The sequence below is a fragment of the Gulosibacter hominis genome (assembly GCF_904842695.1).
Classification (GTDB): domain Bacteria; phylum Actinomycetota; class Actinomycetes; order Actinomycetales; family Microbacteriaceae; genus Gulosibacter; species Gulosibacter hominis.
The window spans coordinates 66197-76906 of sequence record NZ_CAJGWQ010000010.1 but is presented as its reverse complement, the minus strand read 5'-3'; the positions used below and the strand labels follow the sequence as shown (position 1 = coordinate 76906).

Below are 10710 nucleotides of genomic sequence, written 5' to 3'. Positions count from 1 at the left end.
CGCTTACCCCTCGCCGCCTCCCCGCTTACCCCCCTGATCCCCGGAAAAGGCACCGCGGCGGCGCCTCACCTCAGCAAATGACCCTGTTGTTGGCAAGTGACCCTGCTATAGCAGGGTCACTTTGCAGTTGCAGTGTCACTTCGGGGAGGAAGCAGCGGGCTGGCTGGGGTGGTCACCTGGGGGAGGGGCAGCTGGCTGGATGAGCGGGGCCGTGGACGAGCCGGACAGCGCAGCTACCAGCGCAGTTGCGCAAGCGGCACAACTACCCGAGCAGCGCTCCGGCCACAAAGGCCGCGACATAAACACCGAGCAGCCCCGCGCCAAACCACCAATCGCGCCGGCGCAGCGGCACCGGGTGGCGCTCGGTGCGCCACGAGCGGTAGCCGAACCCGCGTGCATCCATCGCCAGCGCCACCCGATCAGCGTGCCGCAGCGCCGCCGCCATCAGCGGTACCAGCGTGGTCAGCTGCCGCCGCAGCCGCGCTCCAATCCCCTTGCCGGTGGTAATACCGCGCGCCCGCTGCGCCTTGCGGATCGTCTGCAGTTCGCGCTGAAACCGCGGCACGAACCCAAAGGCCGCGAGCCCCGCGTATCCGAGCCGATAGGGGATGCGCAGCTGCTGCACCGACGCACGGATCAGGTCGGTGCCGGCGATCGTCAGCCCGCTCAGCATTGCTAACACCACGATCGCAGCCAGTCGCGCCGAGGTGATCAACCCCGACAAAAACGCGCCGAAACGAAACTCGTAGGCTCCAATCGCGAACAGCAGTGGTGTATCCGCCACCCGCGCCGGCTCAACCCACAGGCCAATCGTCACCGCCAGCACCACCGTCACGAGCGGCAACCCAACCAGCAGCGTCAGCCACAGCCGGCGCGTGAGCTGCGCACCGGTCATCAGCAGCAGCAAGGTGATCCCGCCCACCAGTAGCGGTGTGTACAGATCGTGCACAAAAAACAGCGCCACTAGGGCGAGCGTGGTGGGCAGCAGCTTCGCTAGTGGATGCAGGCGGTGCAGATAGGGCAACCCAAACTGTTCGGCCTGCCGCATGGTTGGCCGCTCGACGACAGCGTTACGACTCTGAATGCTCACCGCGCGCTCCGCTCGGCAGCAAAATCGACCAGCTGCTGCATCCGGTACATTCCCCGCAGCGGCGCGGGTGCCTGCGCGAAAACTCGCGCGAGCGGCGGCATCCCCAGCCCAACCTTTTCGAGTGCACCCGATTCGAGCACGGTGGCCGTAGGGCCGGCGGCGGCGATGTGTCCGTCTGTCATCACAACCAGGTGATCGGCATGTTCGGCCGCCAATTGCAGATCGTGGGTGGCCATCAGCACCGTGGTGTCGGCGTCGTTGAGCTGCTGCAGCACCGATACCAACTCGCTAGCGCGGTTGCGGTCTTGCCCGTAGGTGGGTTCGTCGAGAATCAGGCACTGCGCACCCGAGACGAGTGCCGTCGCCACCGAAAGGCGGCGTTTTTGGCCGCCCGACAGTAGGAACGGATGCTCATCGGCGTGTTCGGTGAGCCCGAACCGCTGTAGCGATTCGGCGACCAGCGGCGCGAGCTCGGCGTGGGTCATCCCTCGCGCGCGCAATTCGAGTGCGAGCTCATCAGCAACTGTGGTGGCCAAAAACTGGTGCTCGGGGTTTTGAAAAACGTAGCCGATGGTGTCGCGCAGCTGTTTGCCGTGCAGTCGGTGCACATCCTGCTCGGCCACCGTCACGGTGCCGCGAGGTGGCGGTTCAATGCCGGCAATTGCCTGCAAGAGCGTCGTTTTGCCGGCGCCGTTGGGGCCGATCAGCGCCACGAACGCCCCGCGCGGGATGTCGAGACTCACCGGGCCGACCAGCTGCCTGCCGCCGCGGGTGACGGTGAGCTGCCGCACTGAAATCAGCGGCGGGGACGCTGCAGGTAGCGGCGGGCGCGTTTCAGCTGGCACGTCTGCATCTGGCAGCACTTGTTCAATCTGCGCAACCAGTTCGGCAAGCGAAAGGGGATGCGCCACCGGCAGGCCGGCCTGGCACAGCTGTTCGGCGGCGAGGCTTGCCAGCGGCTGCCAAACGCCGAGCTCATCGAGCAGCGCGGCGTTGTCGATAAACACTTCTTTGGGGGTGCCGGTGCACACCTCGCGACCCTGCTGATCGAGCACGAGCACGCGGTTGACGATGCGCAGCGCCTCGTCAAGGTTGTGTTCAACCAGCACGATGCCGAACTCACCCGACTCGGTCAGCTCGGCCAGCACGTCGTACACCTCGCTGGAACTGCGCGGATCGAGGTTGGCGGTGGGCTCATCGAGCACGAGCAGCGGCGCACCCTGGACGATGGCGGCGGCGATTGCCAGGCGCTGTTTTTCACCACCCGACAGCACATCGGGATGCTCGTCGCGCCGCTCCCACAGCCGCACCCGCCGAAGCGCGTGCTCGATGCGCCGCTCGATCTCAGCGGCCGGCACTCCGAGGTTTTCGGCACCGAACGCCACCTCATCCATCACCGTGGTGGTGACAATTTGTGCATCCGGGTCTTGAAACACCATCGCGACCCGGGCGGCGGGTTCGCGCGCCGGTAGCTCGCTGATGCGGTCGCCACCGAGCCACACCTCGCCCTCGATCGCTGCCTCGATGCTGTTCGGGATGAGGCCGCTCAGCGCCAGGGTGAGGGTGGATTTACCGCAGCCTGAGGGGCCGAGCACCAGCAGCACATCGCCGCGCTCCACCTCGAGAGAGACATGCTGCGGCACGGTGCGGGGGCTGTCGGGGTGGGTGACGGCGAGTGCATGGATGCGCGCCAGCTGCGCGTTGCCGCGCGGCTTAGCGTCGGGCCTGGATGCGTGCTGCAAATGGCTCCTACTTGCCCGTCGATTCGGTGGGGTCGGTGGGCAGCGGCCGGGCTTCGCTGCGGCGCAGGCCGCGCGCCACCCCGGCCTTTGCCAGCGCATCCGCAAGCCACAGCGCGACCGCGGTGAAGATCGGTGGTGAGATGAAGAACGAAATCACCACCAGGGTGGCGCCGAGCGCCGAGAGTTCACCACCACGCAGGATGCCGAATGCGGCCCCGGTGACCAGCAGGCCGTACGCGAGCCCGGCCACCCAGAACACCCAGCGTTTCCAATAGCGATAGCCGGAGACCACAAAGGGCAGTTCTTGCGCGACGCCGACGGCGAGGCTGATGAGTAGTGCCTGGAAACCGATCAGCTGGAAGGGGCTCGCCACGAGGCCTGCGAGACCGGTGGTGAGTAGCGCCACGCCCGGCCGTCGGAAGAGCACCTGCGCGAGCGTGCCCGGCAAAAAGTAGATGCCCATGGTGAGGCCGTAGAGAAACGGAATGGTGTTGACGGTGAGTGCGCCCACCCAGGCGTGTGCGGTAAATAGCATCCCGCCGGCGACACCGAGGGCGGCGCAGGCCATGAGCAGGCGCGTACTGACGTTCTTCACTGTGGGCTCCTTATAGCCGCCCATTCTATCGGCGCCAAGCCGAAGGGCGGCAGCGGGCCAACCCCGTAGGCTCAGCCGCGGCGAGGGGCTGTTCAAGGCTAAGGCGCGGCGTCTCGAGCCAATACAGTGCCTCGAGGCGCCGCGGGCCACTAGGCGGAAAGCGCCTTGAAGTGTGCGATCACTTTTTCAACCCAGCGGTCGATTGATTGCTGGGTGCTGGCCTCGGTGATGCTGCCGTCGGCGAGGAAGTGGTTGTCGTCGAACTGCACGTAGAGCTCGGCAGGGGCTACGGGCATCCCGATCGCCGAGAGGTTGGCGCGCAGATGCTGCTGGGCACCGATGGTGAGCAGTCGGCCGGGAGTGGCGCCCGTGACCGCGGCGGGTTTGCCGGGCAGCGAGGCGGATGCGGGCGGGCGGGCACCCCATTCGGTGGCATTTTTCATTGCGCTCGAAAAAGTGCGGTTGTATTCGGGCGTCACGAACACGATTCCGTCTTGGGCATCAATCGCGGCGTGATACTCGGCCACGGCCTTCGGCATCGGGTCTTCGAAGTCGCGGTTGTACATCGGGAGCGCATCGATGGGGATTTGGGTGACCGTGGCGCCGCGGGCTTCGAACCGCGGTGCGAGCGCGAGTGCGAGACGACGATTGATGGATTCGCGTGAGAGCGAGCCGACGATGATGCCGATGTGCATAGAGTCCTTTCACCACAATTTACTTGCATATACATCTTTTCACAGTCGGTTATGTGGGTCGCGACCTATCGCCGTTGCTGGGACGGGCGAAGGCGCGGCGCGAGGTGTGGCAGGTCACGTGGATGAACGGATGGTGACGTTCTGCGTCAATTGCCGGTAACCATTACCCGTTATGTTCGTCGGCATGCCGAGCTCGTGGAGCGGTTGTGCGCAGCGCGGATAGATATGGAGGCCGAGATGGCGCGGATCGACGCGGTCATTGCTGACCAGCATCATCTGGTGCGGGCGGGATTTTCGCTGATCCTGCAATCGCTGGATGGTGTCAACGTCGCCGAAACTGACTCGGTGGCCGATGCGGTTGACCTCGTGACGAAACACCGCCCAAAGCTCGTACTTGTTTCGGTGGGGCTCGGTGAGAGCGGCGACTTTGAACTCACTCGCCGCATCCGGCAGCTCGGTGACCCGCAGCCGTGCATCCTGATCATGGTTGGTTCGCGCGATGGCGATGTGGCCGAGCTCGTCACCCGGTCGGGAGCCGACGGCACGGTGGCCAAATACGCCACTCCCGAAGACATTGTGGCGTCGATTCGCAGCGCGGTGGCGGCATAGTCGCATATCGCGGAGCTGCTGAATGCGCGGTGAACTAACGCTGAAAAGCCGACTTGCTCGCGTGCGTTAGCGTGAAACCTGTTCAATTTCACATCACGAAAGCACACCACATCACGAAAGCAGGGCCCGAATGATTGAGATTCGCAATCTCAGCCATCAATACGGCGACCGGCAAGTTCTCAAAAATGTCTCGTTCACGGTTGAACCGGGGAAGTTGACGGGATTCGTCGGGGCGAACGGTGCCGGAAAAACGACGACGATGCGCGCGATGCTGGGGCTTATCCGGCCCACCAGCGGTGAGGTTCTTTTGAACGGTCGGCCGATTACGGCAACCGATCGCGTCGGCATTGGCTATATGCCCGAAGAGCGTGGCCTCTACCCGAAGATGAAGCTGCACGAGCAGATCGTGTATTTCGCGCAGCTGCACGGGATTGATAAAGCGGTTGCGAACCGACGGGCTGATGAGCTGCTCGACCGACTGGGGCTCGCTGAACGCCGCGACGAAATCGTTGAATCGCTTTCACTCGGTAACCAGCAGCGCGCCCAGATCTGTGTGGCGCTGGTGCACGAGCCGAACATCCTGGTGCTTGACGAACCGTTTTCGGGGCTCGACCCGATCGCGGTTGAAGTGGTGCTGGATGTGCTCAATCAGCGCGCCAAGATGGGGGCACCGGTGCTGTTCTCGTCACATCAGCTTGAGGTGGTTGAAAAGCTCAGCGACAACCTGGTGATCATCTCGCAGGGCGAGATTAAGGCCGCCGGCACCCGTCGCGAGCTGCAGGAAGCCCATTCGCGTGGGCTCTATCGAATCGGTGTCGACGATCACACCTGGCTCGCTCAGCAGCCGGGTGTCGAGGTGCTCGAACGTCTTGAAGACGGCGTTGTGGTGCGTATTGCGGGGGAGGCGGATGAACCCGCCGCGCGTGCCCAGCAATTGCTGCGCGACGCTATCGCGCACGGTCGGGTGACCGAGTTTGGTCGCCACCTCGTTCCGCTCACCACGATTTTCAAGGAGGTGCGCTAATGACCGCACCAGTTCAAACCACCGCGTCGAGCGATGCGACCGGACTCAGCACCTCGCAGGGTGCGATGCTCGTCGCCAAGCGCGAAATTGTTACCACCGCCCGCAGCAAAGCCTATATTTGGGGGCTGATTGTGACGATCGCAGTCATCGTGCTGGTGATTGGCGGTCAGAAACTGCTGGGTTCGCTTTTTGCCAGTGCCGCCGGGGTGAATTCGGATGAGCGGGTCGTGACCACGCTCGATACCGAGCAGCTGAAACAGGTCGGCATCGATGCTGAGCGCGTCGATTCGGTGGAGCAGGCGATCGAGAAGGTGCGCGCTGGCGATGCCGGCTCGGCCATTGTGTCGGGTGCTGAGGCCAGCGGTGCCACCCTCTATGACGATAGCGGCGAGCAGGTGCAGTTCACCGGTGAAGAGCCGGTGGTGGTGCTCGCCAAAGACGGCACGCCCCACAGCATCATTGATGCGCTGACCATCGCCCCGGCCACCGCGATGGTCGATGAACCGGATACCGAGCTGTCACCGATGGTGACCTATGTGGCGGGGATCTTCCTCGGCATGCTCTTCATGACGGGTGTTGTGGGTTACGCCGCGCGCATCGCGCAGAACGTAGTGGAAGAAAAGGCGTCGCGCATTGTTGAGTTGCTGCTGGTGACGGTTCGGCCACGCACTATTCTCGCGGGCAAGGTCATTGGTGGCACGGTGCTTGCGCTGGTGCAGGTGGCGGCTGTGGTGGTCGCCGCGCTTGTCACCATGGCGGCAACCGGGCAGCTTTCCGGGGGCGACTTCGGCGACCCGGGTGCGCTCACGGTTGGGCTGATCTGGTTTGCGGTGCTGTTCGTAGTGGGATTCATGCTGTTCGCGGCACTGTACGCAGGGGTTGCCTCAACCGTCTCCCGACCAGAGGATGTGCCCAGCGCCACTTCGGTGCTCACTTTTGTGGCGATGGTGCCGTACATCCTGGTCATCATGTTCAACACGAACCAGACAATGCTCACCTGGTTGAGTTACATCCCGATTTCCTCACCGGTGGCGATGCCGCTGCGGCTGTTTGCGGGCACAGCTGCCTGGTGGGAGCCGCTGCTGGCGCTCGCCGTGCTGGTTGCCACGACGGTGCTGTTCCTGTGGCTCGGGGCGCGAATCTATGAAAACACGGTGCTGCGCAGCGGCCGCGTGAAACTCAAAGACGCGCTGCAAGAGGCATAGCGCCACGCTGCGGCTGCGCATTGCGGGAACCCACACTGGGTGGGTTCCCGCGATGCGTTTGCGGTCTATTTGCGCGAACCCTACAAGCTGGCGGTTCGATTGTGGAGGGTAGCTTGTGTTGGCGGGCAAAACTTCCCCGTTCACCTGTGGCGACGGTCATAGCGTGATTCCGATAACGCAATGGTGCGTGAACGGAGGCTCGATATGTCAACGCAACCAGGCGCATCCCGGCCACAGACGGCCGACTCAGCAACCGAAGACCTGTCAACTACTGAAGCGGCCGTGGCTGCCGATTCACTCGAAGACCCCGAACTCGATGCGGCGGCAGCCGGCGGCCGAATTGACCGCGAGGCCGTGTATCAGGCCCTGCTCGGCAGCTGGCCAAAAGAGCGGTTGGCGGGGCGCCGCAATGCCGCCAACCCGGCGTTCTGGCGTGACGACAGTCTCGGTATGGATGCGCATCGCGAGCGCGTGCTCGAACAGAGCCGCAAGCTGGTCGAAACCGGGACGCCGGCGCTCGCATATCCGGTGAAGTATGGCGGTGGCAACACGGCCGGCGGCAATATCGCCGCGTTTGAAGAGCTCGTGCTCGCCGACCCCAGCCTGCAGATTAAGGGCGGTGTGCAGTGGGGACTGTTTGGGGCCGCGATTTTGCATCTGGGCACCGAGGTGCACCACGATCGCTGGCTGCGCGAGGTGATGAGTCTCGACCTGCCCGGCGCGTTTGCGATGACCGAAACCGGGCACGGTTCGGATGTCGCCTCGATTGGCACCACCGCCACCTACGACCCAGAAACCGAAGAGTTCATCATCCACACCCCGTTCCGCGGCGCCTGGAAAGACTATTTGGGCAATGCGGCGCTGCACGGCCGAGCCGCGACCGTGTTCGCGCAGCTGATCACCGGGGGAGTGAACCACGGTGTGCACTGTTTTTTTGTGCCGCTGCGCGATGACGACGGTAATTTTTTGCCCGGCGTTGGTGGCGAAGATGACGGCCTCAAGGGCGGTCTCAACGGTATCGATAACGGCCGCCTGCATTTCACGAATGTGCGTGTTCCCCGCGACTATTTGCTGAACCGCTATGGCGATGTTGCCGCCGACGGCACCTATAGTTCGCCGATCGAATCGCCCGGCCGACGCTTTTTTACGATGCTCGGCACGCTCGTTCAGGGGCGCGTTTCGCTCGACGGCGCCTCGGCGGTGGCGATGCGCGCCGCTACCGCGATTGCGGTTACATATGGCAATCAGCGGCGGCAGTTTGCCGGCGGTGACGGCGACGAGGTGACGCTGCTCGACTATCAGCGCCACCAGCGCCGGCTGCTTCCCGAGGTGGCGCGCGCCTATGCGGCAACCTTCGCGCACGATGAGCTGCTGCGAAAGTTCCACGAGGTGTTCCAAGACATTGCCGACACCCCCGAAAACCGTGCCGATCTCGAAACCCTGGCGGCGGCACTGAAACCGGTCGCCACATGGCAGGCGCTCGACAGTCTGCAGATCGCGCGTGAGGCATGCGGTGGTGCGGGATTCCTCGCCGAAAACCGCTTGGTGGGGTTGCGCGCCGACATGGACGTATACGCCACCTTCGAGGGCGATAACAATGTGCTGTTGCAGCTGGTGGGTAAGCGTTTGCTTGACGATCATCTTGCCCGTTTAAAACAGGATGCGGTGCGCACCGTCGCCTCACAGGTTGGGTCGCGCGCCTACCGCGGTATTGGGCTGGCGCGGCTGGGGGCCAATGTTGGTGACTTTGGCCGGTTTGGTCGTTCGGTGGGTTGGTTGCGTGACCCCGTGCACCAGCGGCAGTTGCTCGCCGCGCGGGTGGAAGAGCCGATCGGTGAAATTGCGACGGCGCTCGCGCGGGTGCGGAATGAGTCGAAGCAGGTGCAGCGGGATGTGTTTAATCAGCAGCAGCACAAGCTGATTATGGCGGGGCGGGCCTACGGCGAATTGCTGCAGTGGGAGTCGTTTACGCGCGCGCTTGACCGTTTTGATCCCGCCAGCGATACCCATCGCATCCTCACCGCCCTGCGTGACCTGTACGGGCTCGAGGTTATCGAGCGCGACCTCGGCTGGTATCTCATGTCGGGTCGATTGACGGTGCAGCGGGCGCGGATGGTGTCGTCGTATCTCAATCGGCTGGTTGCGAAACTGCGCCCGCACGCGCAGGATCTCGTGGCGGCATACGGGTATGAGGATGCGCATCTGCGCGCCAAGATTGCCACCGGTGCCGAAGCCGAGCGGCAGGCTGAAGCGGCGGAGTATTACGAGCAGCTGCGTGCATCCGGTAACGCCCCGGTGCATGAAAAGACCCTGCGTGCACAGCGCGATCGCCGATAGTTATTGGATGCTGCGGGGTTCGGCCGCCGGGTCGGCCCCGCAGCGTGTTTGGGCTTTGGCTGCGTGTTGCTGCGTAACGCCGATAGATTAGTGGCATGACGTTTAACGACAATGCGAATTTTGATTCGCGAAATGTGCGGCGCCGCCGCGGTGGAGTTGCTGCGGCGGGTGGCGGTGGCGCGCTGGCGCTGATCCTGGGATTTTTGTCGATGCAGTTTCTTGGCGTTGACGTCACACAGTTTTTTGTGCCGAGCGCGGGCAGCTCGCAGCAGCAGGAAGAGAACCTGCAGTGCACCGGGGCCCAGGCGAATGAATCCATCGACTGCCGCATGGAGGGTGGGGCGGTTACGCTCGAACAGTTTTGGGCCGCCGAAGCTGCCAGCGTGGGGGTGCGCGACTATCGCGACCCGTCGGTGATTCTGTATGACAACTCGACCAATAGTGCCTGCGGTGCCGCATCGAATGCGGTGGGGCCGTTCTACTGCCCGGCCGACGAGTCGATCTACATTGACGGTGCGTTCTTCCAGATCCTCACCGACCGGTTTGGTGCATCCGGCGGGCCACTCGCTGAAATGTATGTGTTGGCGCACGAGTGGGGCCACCACATCCAGCACCAGCAGGGCATCCTCTCGCAGGTCGACCACCGAGATCTCGGACCCACCGGCGGTATGGTGCGGCTCGAGTTGCAGGCCGACTGCTATGCGGGTGCCTGGATGGGTGGTGCTACCCGAGCCACGGATGCGCAGGGCAACCAGATTTTGCGGGAGCCTACCCGTGAAGAAATTGCGCAGACCATCTCGGCGGCGCAGGCGATTGGCGACGACACGATTCAGCGCCAGTCGGGGATGCGGGTACAGCCCGAAACGTTTTCACACGGCACCAGCGAGCAGCGCACCCGCTGGCTCATGACCGGGTACGAGCAGGGCGTTGGTGCGTGCAACACCTTTGAAGTGCGAGGCTCAAAACTGTGATGTCGTTTTTGAGCCTGTTCGTCAAGCAAGCCGCGATGTTTGTGTTCGCCAGCGTGCTGATTCTGGCGGGCGTGCTGCTGATCGGTTTTGGGGTGGCGCGGCTGCGGGCGCTGAGCCGCCCCGCGCATCCTGTTTTTGGATCGGATGCGGGTGACAGCAGCATCGATGACGGGCTGGAGGTGCCGGCCAATTTCGACAACCAGCAGCGCTGGGTGCACGGACTCGAAGACGAAAAACTGCCCACTGTGGTGAGCAGTCATAAGCCCGAGAATGAACGGCGGCCGGCGATCGCGCTCATTGTCAGCGGGGCCGTGCTGTTTTTGGCCGGTGCGGCGCTGTTTTTTATTCGGATGAACTTCTAGCGATCCGGTTGAGCGCACAGTGGCGGTGCGCAGGCAGGGGCCGTGTGTATTTGCTACTCCTCAGATGAGGGTGTATATTG

10 protein-coding genes are annotated in these 10710 nt (G+C 63.6%); 6 read left to right on the top strand and 4 right to left on the bottom strand.

All coding sequences use genetic code 11. The features are described 5' to 3' along the window. Positions 1 to 262: 262 nt before the first annotated feature. From JMV54_RS07820 to JMV54_RS07805, 4 genes are all read right to left on the bottom strand, one after another. Positions 263 to 1090 carry an energy-coupling factor transporter transmembrane component T family protein gene (locus JMV54_RS07820; protein ID WP_201518350.1) on the bottom strand — a complete coding sequence of 276 codons (828 nt, stop codon included), beginning with the start codon at positions 1088 to 1090 and terminating at the stop codon, positions 263 to 265. After that, the gene (locus JMV54_RS07815; RefSeq protein WP_230972870.1) at positions 1087 to 2832 is read right to left on the bottom strand and encodes an ABC transporter ATP-binding protein; all 1746 of its coding nucleotides are present in this window, start codon (positions 2830 to 2832) and stop codon (positions 1087 to 1089) included. The genes JMV54_RS07820 and JMV54_RS07815 overlap by 4 nt, the downstream gene beginning before the upstream one ends. A 7-nt stretch (positions 2833 to 2839) precedes the next feature. Next, complete coding sequence (locus JMV54_RS07810; RefSeq protein ID WP_201518348.1) at positions 2840 to 3427, bottom strand: ECF transporter S component; 588 nt, start codon at positions 3425 to 3427, stop codon at positions 2840 to 2842. A gap of 149 nt (positions 3428 to 3576) precedes the next feature. Next, entirely contained in the window at positions 3577 to 4122 is a 546-nt protein-coding gene (locus tag JMV54_RS07805) for an NADPH-dependent FMN reductase (RefSeq protein WP_201518347.1), read from the bottom strand. 237 nt (positions 4123 to 4359) lie between these two features. Here JMV54_RS07805 and JMV54_RS07800 point away from each other — a divergent pair, with 237 nt between their 5' ends. The 6 genes from JMV54_RS07800 to JMV54_RS07775 all read left to right on the top strand — a co-directional run bounded on the left by JMV54_RS07800 (position 4360) and on the right by JMV54_RS07775 (position 10630). Further along, positions 4360 to 4731: a response regulator gene (locus JMV54_RS07800; RefSeq protein WP_201518346.1), complete on the top strand. Its 372-nt coding sequence runs from the start codon at positions 4360 to 4362 to the stop codon at positions 4729 to 4731. Between the two features lie 130 nt (positions 4732 to 4861). After that, positions 4862 to 5755: an ABC transporter ATP-binding protein gene (locus JMV54_RS07795; RefSeq protein WP_201518345.1), complete on the top strand. Its 894-nt coding sequence runs from the start codon at positions 4862 to 4864 to the stop codon at positions 5753 to 5755. After that, complete coding sequence (locus JMV54_RS07790) at positions 5755 to 6960, top strand: ABC transporter permease (RefSeq protein WP_201518344.1); 1206 nt, start codon at positions 5755 to 5757, stop codon at positions 6958 to 6960. The genes JMV54_RS07795 and JMV54_RS07790 overlap by 1 nt, the downstream gene beginning before the upstream one ends. 204 nt (positions 6961 to 7164) lie before the next feature. After that, positions 7165 to 9297 carry an acyl-CoA dehydrogenase family protein gene (locus JMV54_RS07785; RefSeq protein WP_201518343.1) on the top strand — a complete coding sequence of 711 codons (2133 nt, stop codon included), beginning with the start codon at positions 7165 to 7167 and terminating at the stop codon, positions 9295 to 9297. Positions 9298 to 9392: 95 nt separating this feature from the next. Continuing rightward, complete coding sequence (ypfJ, locus tag JMV54_RS07780) at positions 9393 to 10268, top strand: KPN_02809 family neutral zinc metallopeptidase (protein ID WP_201518342.1); 876 nt, start codon at positions 9393 to 9395, stop codon at positions 10266 to 10268. After that, entirely contained in the window at positions 10265 to 10630 is a 366-nt protein-coding gene (locus tag JMV54_RS07775; protein ID WP_201518341.1) for a hypothetical protein, read from the top strand. Before ypfJ ends, JMV54_RS07775 begins: the two co-directional genes overlap by 4 nt. Positions 10631 to 10710: the final 80 nt, after the last annotated feature.